A 17,210-nucleotide genomic window follows, 5' to 3' on the forward strand; every position below is an offset into this window, starting at 1 on the left:
ACTGTAGAATCTAGCCTCTTTTTGTCACCACTGCTGTAATAGGGATTATTACATTGAAATTTATTATCAAAAAATGCATCGCTTGGGGCGACGGGAAAACAAATTTTGAGGATTGGCAATCATTCTCAAACGGAACAATAGTAAACCCACAAACGTTAACGCTTCCTGAATTAAAACAGATACCTGCAATGCAGCGAAGACGTTTAAGTGCATTTGCTAAACTGACACTTCACTGTGCTTTAGAGGCAAGTGAAGCATTTCAGCATGACATCCCTAGTGTATTTTCTTCTCGCCATGGCGACCTACACAAGACAACTAAATTAATTGCAGATGTTGCAAGTAAAGATACGCTCTCTCCAACTAACTTTGCATTATCGGTTCATAATGCTGTGGGTGGTTTATTTAGTATTTATGCTGGAAATAAAGCTCCACTTTGCGCTATGTCCGCCGGCGAGGATAGTTTTTTTATGGGATTAGTAGATGCTGTAGCAAAGCTAAAAACTCGTAGCTATGAGCGTATTTTATATGTATATAGTGACCAAGCTGTACCTGAACATTACCAACCTTATGTACAACAAAAACCTGACAATATAGCAGTAGGGTTACTTATTGAACCGTGTGAAAATAGCAACGGTTTTGAGTTAAAATGCACTGGTCATCATCAAGTAAAAGAAAGCGAAACACCTAATTTACAAGCTCTTGATTTTTTAAAGTTTTATTTTTCAAAAAATAATAAGTTAGAAATAAACTCAAAAAGATATCAATGGCAACTATCGCGCTAATGAAAACTCAATTGATAAAAGCATACCGTATTATTGCAACAGGCAGTGCCTTTGCACTGTTTAGTACTGGTGGTTTGGCATTATCTGTTATTATTTTTTCAATTCAACGACTTATTTGTCGTGATATAAATAAACGAAATCAAGCTGCGCGTACTGCTGTGCATTATTCATTTAAATTTTTTGTTGGTTATATGCGCCTAGTTGGCATATTACGCTTGGATATAGATAAGCTCGATGCAATAAAACGGGCGAAAGGGCAGTTAATAATAGCTAATCATCCATCTTTAATTGATGTTGTTGTTCTTATTTCTATTGTGCGCCATGCAGACTGTGTTGTTAAAGCTGATCTATGGAAAAACCCTTTTCTAAAAGGTGTAGTTAAAGCCACTGGTTATATCAATAATGATGCTGAGCCAGATTACTTTTTAGGGCAATGCAAAAAAAGCTTTGCAAGTGGAAACAACCTTATAGTGTTCCCTGAAGGAACTCGAAGTATACCAGGTAAACCTTGGCATTTTAAACGAGGGGCAGGCAACATTGCGCTTCGAACTCAAGTCGATATTTTACCAATCTTAATTGACGTAAACCCAATAACATTAACCAAAGGACAAAAGTGGTATCAGGTAACTGATCGCCGTTTTACCTTTAAGATGCGTGTTTTACCACCTTATTTGATTGCGCCTTATATACAAGACGATCAGATAACTAATTCGGTACGCAAACTAACACGCGATTTACAAGCTTATCTTAACGAGGAAAAATTAAAATATGAGTGATTTAAGCACTGAAGTTAAACAACTAATTATCGAAACTTTAGATTTAGAAGATATTGAAGCCGCAGACATTAATGATGATGAAGCACTTTTTGTTGATGGTTTAGGCTTAGATTCAATTGATGCACTTGAGTTGGGTGTCGCAATTAAAAAAGCATACGATGTGAAAATTGATGGAAATACCGATGATAGTAAAAAGCATTTTTACTCGGTTAAAACTTTATGTGATTTTATAGCTGCAACAAAGGCGTAACTTACTGCGTTTTTTAAAGCGATACAGTGTTTGGATATATATATGAATAATGAAAACATGAAAAATGGCGACCAAATTTTTGCTATGCTTAGCGATATTTTACAGGAATATTTTGAAATAGAGCCTGAGGATATTACCCGCACAGCCAGTTTATATGAAGATTTAGATCTTGATAGTATTGATGCCGTAGATTTGGTTGTAAAATTACGCGAACAAACAGGTAAAAAAATAGAACCTGATGACTTTAAACAAGTTCGTACTGTACAAGATGTAATTGATGCAATTGAAAAGCTAATGGTTGTTGAGGCTTAATGAAAAAGGCGTTGTTAGCTGGGTTGTTATTAACTTATCCTTTTGCGGTATATTTTGGCTTACAGTACAGCGAACCGGTAATTATTGGTGGTGTTTTTGTTGCCGTTTTACTGCTAAGGCATTGGTTGGTTAAAGACAGTAAAGCAACAATTCCTCATTTAAAAATTATGACTGCATGCGGGTGTGGGTTATTACTTTTTGCTACTTTTGCAAATTCAGCATTAGCGTTAAAGTTTTACCCTGTTGTTATTAGTTGCTGCTTTTTAGCTGTGTTTGCTTATTCACTATATAGACCCCCAAGTGTAATTGAAATTATTGCAGGCAAATTTGAAACCCTAGATGAACATGGAAAGCGTTACACACGATCAGTAACTAAAGTGTGGTGTGTGTTTTTTATATTGAATGGTTTTATTGCGACTGTAACCGTATTTCACCCAAATCCAAAAGTATGGCTTACCTATAATGGCTTGATTTCGTATCTGCTGATGGGGTTATTAATGATCATAGAATTGATTGTAAGAAAATGGCAAAAGGCAAAAAATAAATCGAATGAAGTGGCCAAATAATAATAACTATTTTTATGGTGAGAACCATGACTTTACAACTTGGCGTGAGCAGGTTAACGGGCACGCTAAAAAGTTTTCTAAGCAACCTGAAATTACGTGGTTGCTTTTTGATGCTGATAGCTACCAGTTTAGCGTATTGTTTTTTGCTTTATTAGTGGCAAAAAAGTCAATTGTTTTGCCCCAAAATGGACAACCTGCCCAGCTCACGCAATGCTTAAGCTATGCCGATGCATTTTGTGGTGATGCTAGCTTATCATCTGCTGACATCACATTTACACCAGATTTAAGAAGTAGCACTACAGCTGAGCTTGATATTAACGAGCTTACACGTATTCGCTTTTTTACATCGGGTTCGAGTGGACAACCTAAAGCGGTAGATAAAACGTTTAAGCAATTAGTTTTAGAACTTGATGTACTTGAAGAACAATTTGGCGGGCAAATTGTAAATACGACTTTGGTTGCTACTGTGTCGCATCAACACATTTATGGATTGTTATTTAAAGTACTTTGGCCTCTATACTCTGGTCGAAATGTTTGTTTTAGTAGCTTTGAATACCCAGAGCATTTACTTTCGTTTATTGAAAATACAGCTAAAAGTGACATTACTTTAATTAGTAGCCCAGCTTACTATCATCGATTGGTTCAAGATAACGTATTAGTATCTGTTAAAGATAAATTACGCTGCTGTTTTTCATCTGGTGGACCACTACAATCAGTTGCTGCTAATTTACTAAGCGAGCAGTTTGGTTATGCACCGGTTGAAGTGCTTGGAAGTACTGAAACTGGCGGAATAGCTTGGCGTCAACAAAGTGAGTCTATAATCTGGCAAGCATTTACGCCTATAAAAATAAAAACGGATGACTTACAAAGACTTATTATCTCATCGCCTTATGTTGATCAGCGTCAGTGGTATCAAACAGATGATAGAGCGCAATTAACCAACAGTAATCAGTTTTCCTTATTAGGTCGAGCAGATCGCATTGTTAAAATTGAAGAAAAACGTTGTTCATTAGATGAGATAACACAAAAGATAAATCAATACACTTTGGTTAACGAATGCTATGTATTACTTCTTGAAAGTGAGCAGCAAAACAAACGAAGTGAAATTGCCGCAGTATTAGTGCTAACCCAAGAGGGTGAAGCTGTATTGGCAGAGCACGGTAAATTTAAGTTTTCACAGGCTCTTAAGAGTCATTTAAAAGCATTTTTTGAACCTTTAGTGATACCACGTAAGTTTCGTTATTTGTCGGCATTGCCTTATAACACGCAAGGTAAACTCGAAAAAATGCAATTGGAGAAAATGTTTGACTGATTTTGTATATAAACCTATTTGTGAAGTAATAGAACAAAGCGCTGAACATGTGCTTTTGCGTTTGAAAATACCAGAAAACCTATTTTATTTTCAAGGTCACTTTGCGCTAGCACCAATTTTACCCGGTGTAGCTCAACTTGATTGGGTGATGCATTATTTGACTAAATATTTGAATGTAGATTGCCAAAAAGCAATTTCAGTTGATGCATTAAAGTTTCAGATTATAGTTAAACCAAATTACGAAGTAGATTTATTATTAAAACAAATTAAAAATACTAAATTTAGCTTTAGTTACAGCTCAGAGCATGGGCAGCATGCATCAGGCAAAGTAGTGCTAAATGATGAATAAGAGTGCTTTATAATGTCGAGTAAATATGGATTTGTCATCCCAAATTACAATCACGATTTAGTGATTCACGATACGATATCTGCTTTAGTTGATTTTAATCTACCTATTATATTGGTTGATGATGGAAGCAACGAACAAACGCAAAATGTGCTTGAAGAAATAGATGCAGAGTTTGCTTTGGTTACATTGGTACGTCGCATTGAAAATGGTGGCAAAGGAGCCGCTGTACAAACGGGTCTTGTTCATGCGCATCAAGCAGGTTGGAGTCATGCAATTCAAATTGATGCTGATGGTCAACACGACTTAAACGATGTAGACCAACTTGTTGCACGCTCTAAGCTTTACCCTAAAGCATTAGTGAGTGGGCAACCTATCTACGATGAGTCAATATCAAAAGGACGTTATTATGGACGTTTTATTACTCATTTTTGGGTTTATATAGAAACGTTATCGTTTGCATTAAAGGACACTATGTGTGGCTTTCGTGTATATCCGTTAGATGCTTATATAACGCTTATAAATAGTACTCGTTTGGGCAATAAAATGGATTTTGATATAGAGGTAATGGTAAAGCTTTATTGGCAAGGTACGCCTGTTGAATTTATCAAAACTAAAGTTCATTACCCAGAGAATGGGGTATCACACTTTAATGTGTGGGACGATAACGTGTTAATTTCAAAAATGCATACGAGACTCTTTTTTGGCATGTTGTGGCGTTTACCACGTTTAATTGTAAACAAATTTAAATAGAGGGATTTATTGCGTGTCAGAGCAAAAAAAAGCACCACATAACGACGTTGATAAACCATTTCATTGGTCACAATTAAAAGAACGCGGTTCTATGCTGGGTATCGAAGTATTGGTATTTATATACAAGGTATTTGGTAAGTGGCTGTTTAAAATAGTTTTAACACCAGTTATGTTTTATTTTTACGTTACAGGTCGTTTATCTCGTCAAGCTATTTGGCATTATTTAGATAATCTTAATGTCAGTATGGGTGAGGATAAACGCACTGGTTGGGCGCGATTTAAACAAGGTTTTAAGTTGTACTTCTCGTTTGGTATGGCAATTTTAGATAAATTTGATGCTTGGCTTGGTAAAGTAAATATTAAAGATTTAGAAATTGCTACACCAGAAGGTTATCAGCAATTACTAGAGGCTAAAGGCGCTGTTATTTTTAGTGCTCATTTAGGTAATATGGAAATTTGTCGTGCTATTTTTAGCATGGGAGATAACAAACGACCGCTTAACGTGATTACTTATAATGAGCATACACCTTCATTTAATAATTTTTTAAAGAAAGTTAACCAAGATGCGGCCATTAATTTTATTCATATCAATAACTTTGGTCCAGATGATACAATTAAATTAAAGCAAAAGTTAGACGACGGTGAAGCCGTAATTATTTTTGCTGACCGTACATCGGTTAATAACCCAAATAGTGTACATCATGTGCCGTTTTTAGGAGAAGATGCTCCGTTTGCTGTAGGTCCATTTGCTCTTGCAAATATTATGGAATGCCCTGTATTTTTAATGTTTTGTATTAATGAGCAAGGACGTTATAAAACGTACATTGAAAAATTTGCAGACCCTATCAAGGTTAAACGTAAAGAGCGTCAAGCGTATTTTCAGTTAATGGCTACTAAGTTCGCACAACGACTCGAGTTTTATTGTAAAAAAGCGCCGTATCAATGGTACAATTTTTTTAATTTTTGGCCAAAAGCCACAGACAAAGATTCAAAGCCTAGCTAAATATCTGGAGAAGTAGTAAATGGAAAGTAATACATCAAGTCACCTATTATTTGGTGCAGGCCGTTTAACAATTGAAGACATTATCAGTGTTGTAAAAGATAAGCGCGGAGTTGCGCTTTCTGGTGATAGTCACTTTGCAAAAAAAATTGATTCTGCCGTCGCTTTTTTAGATAAGCTATTAGCTGAAGAAGGTCATATATACGGTGTAACAACCGGTTACGGTGATTCATGCACCGTTGAAATTCCTTTGTCACTCGTTAATGAACTGCCAATACACCTAACGCGTTTTCATGGTTGTGGCTTGGGTGATTTTTTTACGCCAGAGCAAGGTAAGCTTATTTTAGCAAGTCGTTTGGCGTCTTTGTCACAAGGTTATTCCGGTGTAAGTTGGGATTTACTTAAATTATTAGTTGAGATGATCAACCGCGATATTATTCCTGTTATTCCACAAGAAGGATCGGTAGGCGCAAGTGGTGATTTAACACCTCTGTCATATGTTGCTGGTAGCTTAATTGGTGAGCGTGATACGTACTATAAAGATCAGGTTGTTAATTCATTAGACGCATTTTCTGCTGAGGGTTTAAAAGCAATTACGTTACGCCCTAAAGAGGGTCTGGCTATTATGAATGGCACAGCCGTTATGACGGCGCTAGCATGTCAGGCATTCGACCGCTCTGAGTATGCGAGTCGTTTAATGACGCGTATAACTGCGCTTGCAAGTATTGCGCTCAAAGGTAATAGCAATCACTTTGATGATATTTTATTTAGTGTTAAGCCACATATCGGTCAGCAAAATGTTGCTAAACGTATTCAGCATGACTTAAACCATGTTGAGCACCCTCGTAATTCAGACCGCTTACAAGATCGCTACTCTATTCGATGTGCTCCGCACGTCATAGGTGTGCTTGAAGATAGCCTACCGTGGTTAAGAAATATGATTGAAAATGAACTTAACAGTGCTAACGATAATCCTATTATTGATGGTATTGGCGAGCATGTTTTACATGGAGGTCATTTTTACGGTGGGCATATTGCAATGGCCATGGACTCGATGAAAAACTGTGTGGCAAATTTAGCTGATTTAGCAGATCGACAAATTGCGACTATGGTTGATGTTAAAATGAATAATGGTTTGCCATCTAATTTAAGTGCAGCTTCAAGTGAACGTCACTTTATTAACCATGGTTTTAAAGCTATTCAGATTGGCTGTTCTGCCTGGACTGCTGAAGCACTTAAATTAACGATGCCAGCCAGTGTGTTTTCACGCTCTACAGAGTGTCATAACCAAGATAAAGTGAGTATGGGGACCATTGCTGCACGCGACTGTTTACGTATTTTACAATTAACAGAACAAGTACTCGCGGCAACTTTACTTGCTGCTGTGCAAGGTGTTCGAATACGTATTTTAAATAATGAAATTGATGCTTCTGCGTTAAACCCTGAAATTACTGCAATGATTGATGATGTAGCAAGTTTCTTTGATTTATTAGAAGAAGATCGCCCAACAGATATGATATTACGTCAAACGATTGAGTATATTCAAACTCAACGTTGGGCACTTTATCAAAATAGCTAAAGGTAAATAATGAAAAAATCCAAAGCAATTGTTAGTGCCTCCATAGATATGGTGGTCCCATTTTATGATTTAGACCCAATGCGAATTGTGTGGCATGGTAACTATGTAAAATACATAGAAGATGCCCGTTGCGCATTGCTAGATAAAATTGGTTATAACTATAATGCGATGGAAGAGTCAGGCTTTATGTGGCCGATTGTTGATATGCGATTAAAGTATGTTGCATCGGCTGTATTTGGATCTCGTATACGTATTCACGCCTCTTTGGTTGAATTTGAGATGCGGATTAAAATTGATTACCGTATTGAATGCCTTGATACAGATAAGGTTCTGACCAAAGCTTATACGATACAAGTTGCGATGGACTTACATACTCAAGAGCTCCAATTTGAATCGCCAAGTATATTTACTGATAAAGTGATGGTTTATGTTGAATAAACTGGCTTTAGTATTTTTATTTTTTTTTAGTACGCACGCTGCAGCTAATGACTTTAGTCGCTTTAAAGTATCGCAGGGTAAAGGACAGTTTAGCCAAGCTAAACATTTTACATTTTTAAAGCGGGCGATTAAATCGCAAGGTGAATTTGTTATTTATGATCAACATGTTTACTGGCACACCATATCACCGGTTAGCAGTGAAATGCTGTTACTGCCTAGTGGGATTTATCGTCGCTTAGAAACATCAAAAGAATATGAAACGCTTACTCAAGATAAGCAAATAAATAGTTTACTTGCAAAGCTCCTTAGTGGGCAAATTAATGAAAGTGATTGGAACATAACCGCTTCAGACAATGAACGTTGTTACAACTTAATACCAAAACTTAAAGACGTTGCTGCATTATTTACCAATGTTAACTTGTGTGCACTTGATGAAAGTCAACGCAGTATAGTATTAACAGACCAGCAGAATAATAAAACAGAGATAATGATGGTATTTACCAGCAAGGAGCTGACAAAAAATGACATGGATGTCGTTAAACTCACGCACTAAGTTACTCCTTTGGGGATTACAACTACTTATTTTACTCGCTGGTTTGAGTTATTTATGGTTATTTAAGCCTTTTGCTATTGTGGCAGATATTAACCAGATATTTACGGTGGAGCAAAGTGAGGATGTGCGCTTAGTGACTAATAAAGTTGAGCAACAACAGTTGCGTCAACATGTCATGCTTGTCGGTCATAAAAAGCGTAGTAACGCGATAAAATACGCAGAGCAAGCGGCACTTGCGCTAATGGACATAAATGGCATTGAGGTTAATATTCATTTTGGAGCACTTCCAGAACTGCAATCTGTAGTGAAGGATTACCTACCTTATAAATATGCATTTTTGAGTGAAAAGTATAAACACTTATTACAAAATAAAACTGCGGATGCCGTATTTAATTATCAATTTAGTTTATTAAATGAAATGGGGTCGCCGTGGGTGGCAGCAACATTAGCTTCTGATCCTAATTTGGGTTTAGCTGATTTTTTTAATCAACAATACGCCCCCTCAATGAAGCTTAAAAACTACCAAGGTTATCTTATTGCTCAAGATGAGATAAAAAACGGTCGTTCTGACGATAAAATTTACTATGTGCTTATTAATTTTGTTAGTTCTGATACTGGCTTAGATTTAAATATAGCCAAAGATATAGCTGCAAAAGTTAACGATATAAAAAAACAAAGTGACGAGAAAAAATCTGGTGTACATTATCTTGTTACCGGAGCCGCATTTTTTACCGCTGACGCAAGTATGACGGCTCAGAACGAGATGACTGTATTTGGCAGTATTTCCATTATTGCTACTTTATTGTTGATTTTGGTTGTTTATAGAAGCACGTTAAGTATTTTTTGTACGTTATTTGTCATCTCTATAAGTATGCTTTACGGTTATAGTGCATTACGTTTATTTTTTACTGAAGTAAATATATTAACGTTGGTATTTGCAGTTACATTAATTGGTATTGCTGCTGATTATAGTTTTCATGCATTGAGCGAATTACGCTTTAGTAAAGTTGACAGGTTTAACCCCTTACTCAGTATTCGTTCGTCACTTTTATTGGGTTTTATTACGACAACAGTCGGTTATTTAATTTTAGTATTTACACCTTTAGTATTATTTAAGCAAATTGCCGTATTTACTATGGCTGGTTTATTAGGGGCTTTGCTTACGGTATTACTTGTTTACCCAAGTATTGTTGGTTTTATTGTAAAAAAACCAAGCGTAATTCCTCACTTTGTTACTCAACTTAATAATTGGCAAAAAGCACTCCTTAAAAAACGCTTAAACTATTGGTGGCAGGCTGGTTTTTTAGTTATAGCGATAGTAGCTTTAAGTATGGTTAATAATGTTGATGATCCGCGTACGTTTTATAAAAGCTCAGCTAGCTTAGTGACTCAACAACAGAAAATTTCAGAAATATTAAATGCACAATGGGACAGCCCATATATTTTAGTGGCGGGGGATTCTTCTCAGCAAACATTGGAACGCTCTGAACAATTAGCTGAAGACTTAAGCCAACTAAAGCAAAATAATGCCTTTTCCAAATATTCAAGTATCAGCCAGTGGTTGCCTTCAATTGCTATGCAGAAAAAGTCGCAAGCGTTAATGTTGCAAGCCGAAAATGACGGTTTGTTTAATCAATTAAAAGCTTTATTAGAATTATCAGAAACGCAAAATAATACAGAACTAAGCCAGTTAAATTTTCGGACGTGGCAAAAAAGTCAAGTATCCCACTTATTTACAGATCAATGGGTCGAAATTAATAATCGTTATTACAGTATTATTAAGTTACAAGGTATTAACGATCCAAAGATGCTCGAAAGGACCTTAAATAACTACAAAGATGTTTTTTTTGTTGATAAAGTATCAGCTGTAAGTGAACAGGTAGGTTTGTTTAGGCATCATTTGGTTTTAATTTATATTTTTGCACTTGGTGCCGCAATGCTTGTTTTTTGGCTACGGTACGGATTGCTTAATGCGTTTATTGCCGTAAGCCGACCGGCAATTGCTATGGTAATAGCACTTGTTATTAGTGCATGGTTTTTTGACAGCTTAAGTGTGTTTAATTATGTAGCGGGCATACTCATTTTGGCATTGGGTTTAGACTACTGCGTATTTTATGCTGAGCATGGTCTTTGTGAAAAAATAACATTAACCACGCTCATCTCAGCTTTAAGTTCTTTATTTGTATTTGCAATTTTAATTGTTAGCTCAACACCCGCAGTGAGCCAATTTGGTTTCACTGTATTTATAGGTGTTGTTATGGTGTTCATTATGGCCCCGCGCCTTACTCTTGTATCGAAAAGGAATATTTAATGATATCAACTGATTTTGATGTAACTATAATTGGTGCTGGTCCGTCAGGAACAGTTGCTGCGTGTTTATTAATGCAGCATGGTTTAAGTGTATGTTTAGTAGAGCGAGATGAGTTTCCTCGTTTTTCTATTGGTGAGAGCTTATTACCACAATCAATGGACTACTTACGCCAAGCAAATATGCTCGATACCTTATTTGAAAATGCTGAAAAACTGGGTTTCCAATTTAAAAACGGCGCTGCATTTTACCGAAGTGGTCATCATACGAATTTTAATTTTGAAGAAAAATTTAGTGAAGGTCCTGGCACAACGTATCAAGTAAAACGAGCTGAGTTTGATAATTTATTAGCTCAAGAAGCAATTAATCAAGGAGCTGAAATTCGCTTTGGGAACCGTGTTACAAACTTCACAACTAACGAAAATGGTACGTGCATTGACATTACTAATTTAAAAACGGAGCAACAAAGTAAAATAACAGCCCGCTTCACTTTAGATGGTAGTGGATTTGGTCGAGTTCTTCCTCGTTTATTAGATTTAGAAGAAGCGAGTGAGTTATCACCTCGTAAAGCCGTATTTACACATTTTAAAGATAATATAGATTGTCCTAAATTTGATCGTAATAAAATACTTATTACAGTTCACCCAGATATTCCTGACGTGTGGTATTGGCTTATCCCATTTAGTGACAGTACGGTGAGCGTAGGCGTTGTGGGTGAAACCGCACAGATAGAAAATCCAGATATGAGCCTTGAGCAAATATTACTTAAGTTTATTAATGAAGATGATAACTTATCATCATTGTTAGCTGATGCTGAAATAATTGCTCCTGTTCGCACTATTGGCGGTTACTCAGCAAATGTAAAACAGTTACATGGTGATAAATTTGCGTTATTGGGCAATGCAGGTGAATTTTTAGATCCCGTATTTTCTTCTGGGGTAACAATTGCACTTCGTTCTGCGGTACAGGCATCTGAACTTGTGGTTAAACAATTACAAGGTGAGACTGTTGATTGGAAAAATGAATATGAAATACCACTGCGTGAAGGGATCACTGTATTCAAATACTTTGTGAACTCTTGGTATGATACGAGTTTACAATCAGTTATCTTTTTTGCAGATGGTCAGCCTGATGTAAAAGCAATGGTCTGCTCCATTTTAGCGGGTTATGCATGGGATAAAAAAAATCCGTTCGTTAAAAACACTAAACGAGGTCTCAATATTTTAGAAAAAATATGTGACTCTGAAATGGCTGATAACGATGCTGCTGTTGTATAAGTATGTTGCTTAATAAAAGTATTAAAGCGGTATTTATTATCATTTTTATAGTGTTTTTAAATGCTTGCCAGATTACTCATAAACCAAAATTTGATACTGCATTGTTTGAGTTAATGCCAATACCTAATGAAATGGTTGGCAAAGGCTGGCTTGAGAAATTTCAATTTTCAGGTGTTGTTGAGCAGTCAATGCTAGTGTCTACTGAATTTTCTGAGGAAATGATCAACGTTGCAGCATTGAGTTTTGAAGGTGTTCCACTATCTCAGTTGCAATTTAATACCCTCACGGAGCAGTTAACAACGACTAATTCGTTAGAAGTTGACCTTGACGGGAAAAAAATTATTTATGATATGCAAAGTGCATTTTGGCCATTAGCACTACTTAAACAACATATGTGTAAAAACTGCCAAGTAACACAAGCTGCTATTGCAGGGCAACTAACACGTCGTTTTTATCGAGGCGATACATTAATTCGTGAAGTTATATATAATGCCTCACAGACTCAACTTATTGAGAACGAGCAGAATTATCGCTTAACTATAGAAAGATTAGAAGAATATTAATATGCAACAACCGCTATTTATTAGCCATTACGCCATGATAAATGCACTAGGGTGTGATAATCAAAGTATAAAACGTAACTTACTTGCAGGCAGTCAAGAGGGTATTGTTATCAACAATACTTTATTTGACGAAGGTCCTATTTATGTTGGCGCTGTGGATGCAGAGTTACCCGAGTTAACTGACCGACCTCTTGAGTTTCAAACTCGAAATAATCAATTGGCAGCACATGCACTTGAGCAATTAAGAGAGCCCGTTACTGAGCTTAAAAAACAATATGGTGCACAGCGAATTGCAGTTATTGTTGGTACAAGTACATCAGGTATTGCCCAAGGTGAACAAGCAATGAAAACTCAACAGCGGGATGGTCTTTTTCCGAGTGAGTATCATTACCAGCAACAAGAGATGGATAACCTAGCGCAATTTATTCAAAGTGAGCTGGGTTTAGAAGGCGTTGCTTTTACGTTATCTACAGCATGTTCATCAAGCTCTAAAGCATTTGCGACAGCGCAAGAAATGATAGCTTGTGAATTAGCCGATGCTGCAATTGTAGGTGGTGTAGATAGCCTGTGTGGGATGACGGTAAATGGTTTTCATGCTTTAGCATCAACATCTGCAGGTATATCAAACCCATCAAGCAAAAATCGTGATGGAATAAACATAGGTGAAGCCGCTGCTTTATGTATTGTGCAAAAGCAGGGAAAAGTTAAATTATTAGGCGTTGGTGAATCCAGTGATGCGCATCATATGTCGGCACCTCATCCACAAGGTGAAGGAGCTGCAATGGCAATGCAAAGTGCGTTAGCTGCCGCCAATATCAATATAAATGAAGTCGACTATGTAAATTTGCATGGTACTGCAACGCCTAAAAATGATGAAATGGAAGCCATTGCTGTAATGAATGTTTTTGGTATTGAAACACCATGTAGCTCATCTAAAGGTATGATTGGTCATACATTAGGTGCCGCTGGCGCGACTGAAGTAGGTTTATGTTGGTTATTATTAGGGGGCAATGATTATGCGCCTCATGTATGGGATGGTGAACGAGATACCAATTTACCCAAAATAAACCTTGTTTCAGTTGGTGCTAAACACCCTTCTATAATAACTACCTGTTTATCAAACTCATTTGCATTTGGCGGTAATAACGTCAGTGTATTAATCGGACTATAAGCTATGAATCACCCTCATCACCCAATCGAAAGTGTATTACCACACACTGCACCAATGATTTTAATCGATAGCTTAGAAAGTTATGACGAAATTAGTGGACGCTGTCTTGTTACGATTACTGCACAAAGTAATTTTTATGATCCTGAGTTAAAGCGGGTACCAAGTCATGTTGGAATAGAATATATGGCACAAACCATTGCCGCTTATGCTAACGCAAACCAAGTAGATAGCGGTGCTAAAGTAGAGGTAGGATTTTTAGTAAGCAGCCGTAAGTATAAAATGCATTGCACTGGTTTTTCTCTCAATAGCACTTTAACCATTGAAGTTGAAAAATTATATAGTGAAGAAAGTGGTTTAAGTGCATTTGAGTGCAAAATTAAAGAAGGCGACGCGCTATTAGTGGATGCCAAAATTAATGTATTTCAACCAGAAAACCCTAGCCAATTTTTAGCGGAGCAAATTTAATGTCAAGACGTGTACTAGTAACCGGTTCGAGTAAAGGTATTGGTAAAGCCATTGCTTTACAGCTAGCTAAAGATGGCTTTGATATTAGTTTGCATTGTCGATCAGGGATAGAGGCGGCACAACAGGTTAAATCTGAAATTATTGCTCTAGGTGTCAATGTTGATATTTTGCAATTTGATGTTGCAGATAGAAAATCAGCTAAAACAATTTTAGGTGGGTATGTAGAGCAACATGGTGCATTTTATGGCGTGGTATGCAATGCCGGTATAACAGCTGACACTGCATTTCCAGCAATGACAGATGAAGAGTGGGATAGTGTAATACACACAAACCTAGATGGCTTTTATAATGTGTTACATCCTTTAGTTATGCCAATGGTAAGTAATCGTAAAGGTGGGCGTATTGTCGCTATGTCATCAGTCTCGGGTGTTGCTGGTAATCGCGGGCAAGTTAATTATAGTGCATCAAAAGCGGGTATTATTGGAGCTTCGAAAGCTCTTGCTGTTGAACTTGCAAAACGAAAGATTACAGTTAATTGCGTGGCACCTGGTCTTATTGATACCGGTATGACTGATGATTTACCAATAGCTGAAATGAAAAAAATGATCCCCGCTAACCGTATGGGAAATGTAGATGAAGTGGCAGCAACTGTCGCTTTTTTAATGTCTGATGGTGCAAGTTATATTACCCGTCAGGTAATTCAAGTTAATGGTGGAATGGCGTAATGAAACGTGTAGTAGTAACGGGAATGGCGTCTATCACTGCGCTAGGTGATGATTGGAATGTATTCAAAGCGGCTTTAATAAAAGGTGAAAATGCGGTTAAACGTATGCCTAGCTGGGATTATATTGATGGCTTAAATACCAATTTAGCAGCCCCCGTTGAAGGCTTTAGTCGCCCAGCAAACTATACGCGAAAGAAGGTTCGTTCTATGGGGCGTGTTTCTCTAATGTCGACAGTTGCGACTGAGCGTGCCTTAGAGCAAGCACAATTGTTGGATCACCCAGCTTTAACTGATGGTTCTACCGGTGTGTCATACGGCTCTTCAATAGGTTCAACAGAGCCTTTAGTCTCTTTTGGTCGTATGATGGAAAGTGGTTCTATGAACGGCGTAACCGCGACGAGTTATATTCAAATGATGGCTCATACTGCACCGGTTAACGTTGGCGTTTTTTTTGGTTTAAAAGGTCGCGTGATCACGACAAGTTCAGCGTGTACTTCTGGTTCACAAGGAATTGGTTATGCTTATGAAGCCATAAAATTCGGTCGCCAAAAGTTGATGGTCGCAGGTGGTGCTGAAGAGTTATGTGTTACAGAAGCGGCTGTTTTTGATACTTTGTATGCAACGAGTACAAAAAATGAAACGCCTAAAAATACACCTAGACCGTTTGACAAAAACCGTGATGGATTAGTTATCGGTGAGGGCGCAGGTACCCTCATTTTAGAAGAGTATGAACACGCTAAAGCACGTGGTGCAACCATATTAGCTGAAGTTGTTGGTTTTGGTTGTAACTCTGATGGGCAACACGTAACGCAGCCAACTTCTGAAACAATGCAAGTTGCAATCGAAATGGCACTGCAAGACGCTAATATCTCAGCGGATCAAATTGGTTATATTAATGCACATGGTACATCAACCGATAGAGGTGACATTGCAGAATCTCATGCAACATTTAATGCATTAGGTGCTAAGCCTATTAGCTCTCTAAAAAGTTATCTAGGGCACACTCTTGGTGCGTGTGGTGCTATAGAAGCATGGGCAAGTATAAACATGATGAATGATGACTGGTTTGCACCTACTATTAATTTAACAGCAATCGACAGTGAATGCGCACCTCTTGATTACATTACTGAGGAAGGTCGAGAGATTCATACAAATTTTGTAATGAGTAACAACTTTGCTTTTGGTGGTATTAATACATCTCTTATTTTTAAACGGTTTCAAGGTGAATAAAGTTAAGTGGTTATACCTATTATTAATTTTATTTAGTACATTTTCGTTTAGTGCATCAAAGCTTGAAGTGGGTGGCGGTATTTTTATGGCTGACATCCCACATTACCTAGGTTCTGATCAAAGTGAACAGTATGTACTCCCCGTACCTTATATCCGTTATCAAAGTGATGATTTAGATATCGACCGCAATAGCTTTACAGGCTACTTGTGGCAGCAGGGGAACCTGCATTTAGACATTTCGGCAGGTGTAAGTATTGCCGTTGACAGTAAAGATAACACAGCACGTGAAGGCTTAGATGATTTAGATTGGGTATTTGAACTGGGACCATCATTAAATTATTATTTAATAGGAACTCCACAAACAAAACACCACCTATATTTTGGGCTTTTTACTCGAAAAGCTATGGCTACCGATTTTGGGTCTATTACGAATGTAGGTTGGCATTATGGACCGAGTGTGTATTTCGAGACGCCACTTTTAATAACGAATGATTATGAGTTAAGCACCAGTATTAGAGCAAATGCTAATTTTGCTGACGATCGTTATTTAAATTATTATTATGGTATTTCATTACTTGATAGTAGTACTGAACGAGCTGAGTTTAATAACCGTTCTGGATATTCAGGATCAGATTTATCCATTGGGATAAATCTTGATACTAAAAAATATTGGTTAGGTGGTTTTGTAAAATATGATTACCTAGCAAATACAAAGCAGCAACAGAGTCCTTTAGTTAAGCAAAATAGTAATATATCGCTTGGCTTTGGCGTTGCATGGAAATTTTATACACGAGAAGGAAGATAA

The 17,210-nt window shown here is 37.1% G+C and carries 20 protein-coding genes; all 20 read left to right on the forward strand.

All coding sequences use genetic code 11. The features are described from left to right. The first annotated feature begins 53 nt into the window (after positions 1 to 53). The 20 genes from GQR56_RS06070 to GQR56_RS06165 are packed head-to-tail and all read left to right on the forward strand — an operon-like array spanning position 54 to position 17,210. Positions 54 to 782 carry a beta-ketoacyl synthase chain length factor gene (locus GQR56_RS06070; RefSeq protein ID WP_166109539.1) on the forward strand — a complete coding sequence of 243 codons (729 nt, stop codon included), beginning with the start codon at positions 54 to 56 and terminating at the stop codon, positions 780 to 782. Beyond that, positions 782 to 1,558: a lysophospholipid acyltransferase family protein gene (locus tag GQR56_RS06075; protein WP_240920913.1), complete on the forward strand. Its 777-nt coding sequence runs from the start codon at positions 782 to 784 to the stop codon at positions 1,556 to 1,558. Before GQR56_RS06070 ends, GQR56_RS06075 begins: the two co-directional genes overlap by 1 nt. Beyond that, complete coding sequence (locus GQR56_RS06080; protein WP_024611400.1) at positions 1,551 to 1,808, forward strand: phosphopantetheine-binding protein; 258 nt, start codon at positions 1,551 to 1,553, stop codon at positions 1,806 to 1,808. Before GQR56_RS06075 ends, GQR56_RS06080 begins: the two co-directional genes overlap by 8 nt. Before the next feature lie 57 nt (positions 1,809 to 1,865). Further along, positions 1,866 to 2,120 (forward strand): acyl carrier protein, encoded by a 255-nt coding sequence (locus GQR56_RS06085; protein WP_024611399.1) that lies wholly within the window; start codon positions 1,866 to 1,868, stop codon positions 2,118 to 2,120. Next, on the forward strand, positions 2,120 to 2,686 hold the full coding sequence (locus tag GQR56_RS06090; RefSeq protein ID WP_010553037.1) for a hypothetical protein: 567 nt from the start codon (positions 2,120 to 2,122) through the stop codon (positions 2,684 to 2,686). The genes GQR56_RS06085 and GQR56_RS06090 overlap by 1 nt, the downstream gene beginning before the upstream one ends. Continuing rightward, entirely contained in the window at positions 2,670 to 3,998 is a 1,329-nt protein-coding gene (locus GQR56_RS06095) for an AMP-binding protein (protein ID WP_166109543.1), read from the forward strand. The genes GQR56_RS06090 and GQR56_RS06095 overlap by 17 nt, the downstream gene beginning before the upstream one ends. Next, on the forward strand, positions 3,991 to 4,347 hold the full coding sequence (locus tag GQR56_RS06100) for an acyl-CoA synthetase (protein WP_166109545.1): 357 nt from the start codon (positions 3,991 to 3,993) through the stop codon (positions 4,345 to 4,347). The genes GQR56_RS06095 and GQR56_RS06100 overlap by 8 nt, the downstream gene beginning before the upstream one ends. 12 nt (positions 4,348 to 4,359) lie before the next feature. After that, complete coding sequence (locus GQR56_RS06105) at positions 4,360 to 5,097, forward strand: glycosyltransferase family 2 protein (RefSeq protein WP_166109547.1); 738 nt, start codon at positions 4,360 to 4,362, stop codon at positions 5,095 to 5,097. Positions 5,098 to 5,110: 13 nt separating this feature from the next. Further along, positions 5,111 to 6,100: a family 2 glycosyl transferase gene (locus GQR56_RS06110; RefSeq protein ID WP_166109549.1), complete on the forward strand. Its 990-nt coding sequence runs from the start codon at positions 5,111 to 5,113 to the stop codon at positions 6,098 to 6,100. Between the two features lie 19 nt (positions 6,101 to 6,119). After that, positions 6,120 to 7,676: an aromatic amino acid ammonia-lyase gene (locus GQR56_RS06115; protein ID WP_166109552.1), complete on the forward strand. Its 1,557-nt coding sequence runs from the start codon at positions 6,120 to 6,122 to the stop codon at positions 7,674 to 7,676. Positions 7,677 to 7,685: 9 nt separating this feature from the next. After that, a complete protein-coding gene (locus GQR56_RS06120) occupies positions 7,686 to 8,114 on the forward strand; it encodes an acyl-CoA thioesterase (RefSeq protein ID WP_024611395.1) in 429 nt (142 codons plus the stop codon). Beyond that, positions 8,104 to 8,667, forward strand: coding sequence for a hypothetical protein (locus tag GQR56_RS06125; protein ID WP_166109554.1), 564 nt, complete (start codon positions 8,104 to 8,106; stop codon positions 8,665 to 8,667). Before GQR56_RS06120 ends, GQR56_RS06125 begins: the two co-directional genes overlap by 11 nt. Beyond that, a complete protein-coding gene (locus tag GQR56_RS06130; RefSeq protein ID WP_166109555.1) occupies positions 8,636 to 10,978 on the forward strand; it encodes an MMPL family transporter in 2,343 nt (780 codons plus the stop codon). The genes GQR56_RS06125 and GQR56_RS06130 overlap by 32 nt, the downstream gene beginning before the upstream one ends. Then, positions 10,978 to 12,252: an NAD(P)/FAD-dependent oxidoreductase gene (locus GQR56_RS06135; protein WP_024611392.1), complete on the forward strand. Its 1,275-nt coding sequence runs from the start codon at positions 10,978 to 10,980 to the stop codon at positions 12,250 to 12,252. Before GQR56_RS06130 ends, GQR56_RS06135 begins: the two co-directional genes overlap by 1 nt. Before the next feature lie 2 nt (positions 12,253 to 12,254). After that, positions 12,255 to 12,815 (forward strand): DUF3261 domain-containing protein, encoded by a 561-nt coding sequence (locus tag GQR56_RS06140; RefSeq protein ID WP_024611391.1) that lies wholly within the window; start codon positions 12,255 to 12,257, stop codon positions 12,813 to 12,815. Position 12,816: 1 nt separating this feature from the next. Beyond that, positions 12,817 to 13,986, forward strand: a complete 1,170-nt coding sequence (locus GQR56_RS06145) for a beta-ketoacyl-[acyl-carrier-protein] synthase family protein (protein ID WP_024611390.1) — start codon at positions 12,817 to 12,819, stop codon at positions 13,984 to 13,986. Positions 13,987 to 13,989: 3 nt separating this feature from the next. Then, positions 13,990 to 14,451: a hotdog family protein gene (locus tag GQR56_RS06150; protein ID WP_024611389.1), complete on the forward strand. Its 462-nt coding sequence runs from the start codon at positions 13,990 to 13,992 to the stop codon at positions 14,449 to 14,451. Next, positions 14,451 to 15,176, forward strand: coding sequence for a 3-ketoacyl-ACP reductase FabG2 (locus GQR56_RS06155; RefSeq protein ID WP_024611388.1), 726 nt, complete (start codon positions 14,451 to 14,453; stop codon positions 15,174 to 15,176). Before GQR56_RS06150 ends, GQR56_RS06155 begins: the two co-directional genes overlap by 1 nt. Then, a complete protein-coding gene (locus tag GQR56_RS06160) occupies positions 15,176 to 16,405 on the forward strand; it encodes a beta-ketoacyl-ACP synthase (protein WP_166109557.1) in 1,230 nt (409 codons plus the stop codon). Before GQR56_RS06155 ends, GQR56_RS06160 begins: the two co-directional genes overlap by 1 nt. Then, on the forward strand, positions 16,398 to 17,210 hold the full coding sequence (locus GQR56_RS06165) for a MipA/OmpV family protein (RefSeq protein ID WP_024611387.1): 813 nt from the start codon (positions 16,398 to 16,400) through the stop codon (positions 17,208 to 17,210). The genes GQR56_RS06160 and GQR56_RS06165 overlap by 8 nt, the downstream gene beginning before the upstream one ends.

The organism is Pseudoalteromonas sp. Z9A5 (assembly GCF_011378875.1).
Taxonomy (GTDB): Bacteria; Pseudomonadota; Gammaproteobacteria; order Enterobacterales; family Alteromonadaceae; genus Pseudoalteromonas.

What these genes read in the sequence shown, in the direction of transcription:
- GQR56_RS06075 (WP_240920913.1), top strand. Translation starts at nt 782, where the DNA reads ATGAAAACTCAATTGATAAAAGCATACCGTATTATTGCAACAGGCAGT.
- GQR56_RS06080 (WP_024611400.1), top strand. Translation starts at nt 1,551, where the DNA reads ATGAGTGATTTAAGCACTGAAGTTAAACAACTAATTATCGAAACTTTA.
- GQR56_RS06085 (WP_024611399.1), top strand. Translation starts at nt 1,866, where the DNA reads ATGAAAAATGGCGACCAAATTTTTGCTATGCTTAGCGATATTTTACAG.
- GQR56_RS06090 (WP_010553037.1), top strand. Translation starts at nt 2,120, where the DNA reads ATGAAAAAGGCGTTGTTAGCTGGGTTGTTATTAACTTATCCTTTTGCG.
- GQR56_RS06095 (WP_166109543.1), top strand. Translation starts at nt 2,670, where the DNA reads ATGAAGTGGCCAAATAATAATAACTATTTTTATGGTGAGAACCATGAC.
- GQR56_RS06105 (WP_166109547.1), top strand. Translation starts at nt 4,360, where the DNA reads ATGTCGAGTAAATATGGATTTGTCATCCCAAATTACAATCACGATTTA.
- GQR56_RS06115 (WP_166109552.1), top strand. Translation starts at nt 6,120, where the DNA reads ATGGAAAGTAATACATCAAGTCACCTATTATTTGGTGCAGGCCGTTTA.
- GQR56_RS06120 (WP_024611395.1), top strand. Translation starts at nt 7,686, where the DNA reads ATGAAAAAATCCAAAGCAATTGTTAGTGCCTCCATAGATATGGTGGTC.
- GQR56_RS06125 (WP_166109554.1), top strand. Translation starts at nt 8,104, where the DNA reads ATGTTGAATAAACTGGCTTTAGTATTTTTATTTTTTTTTAGTACGCAC.
- GQR56_RS06130 (WP_166109555.1), top strand. Translation starts at nt 8,636, where the DNA reads ATGACATGGATGTCGTTAAACTCACGCACTAAGTTACTCCTTTGGGGA.
- GQR56_RS06135 (WP_024611392.1), top strand. Translation starts at nt 10,978, where the DNA reads ATGATATCAACTGATTTTGATGTAACTATAATTGGTGCTGGTCCGTCA.
- GQR56_RS06140 (WP_024611391.1), top strand. Translation starts at nt 12,255, where the DNA reads ATGTTGCTTAATAAAAGTATTAAAGCGGTATTTATTATCATTTTTATA.
- GQR56_RS06145 (WP_024611390.1), top strand. Translation starts at nt 12,817, where the DNA reads ATGCAACAACCGCTATTTATTAGCCATTACGCCATGATAAATGCACTA.
- GQR56_RS06150 (WP_024611389.1), top strand. Translation starts at nt 13,990, where the DNA reads ATGAATCACCCTCATCACCCAATCGAAAGTGTATTACCACACACTGCA.
- GQR56_RS06155 (WP_024611388.1), top strand. Translation starts at nt 14,451, where the DNA reads ATGTCAAGACGTGTACTAGTAACCGGTTCGAGTAAAGGTATTGGTAAA.
- GQR56_RS06160 (WP_166109557.1), top strand. Translation starts at nt 15,176, where the DNA reads ATGAAACGTGTAGTAGTAACGGGAATGGCGTCTATCACTGCGCTAGGT.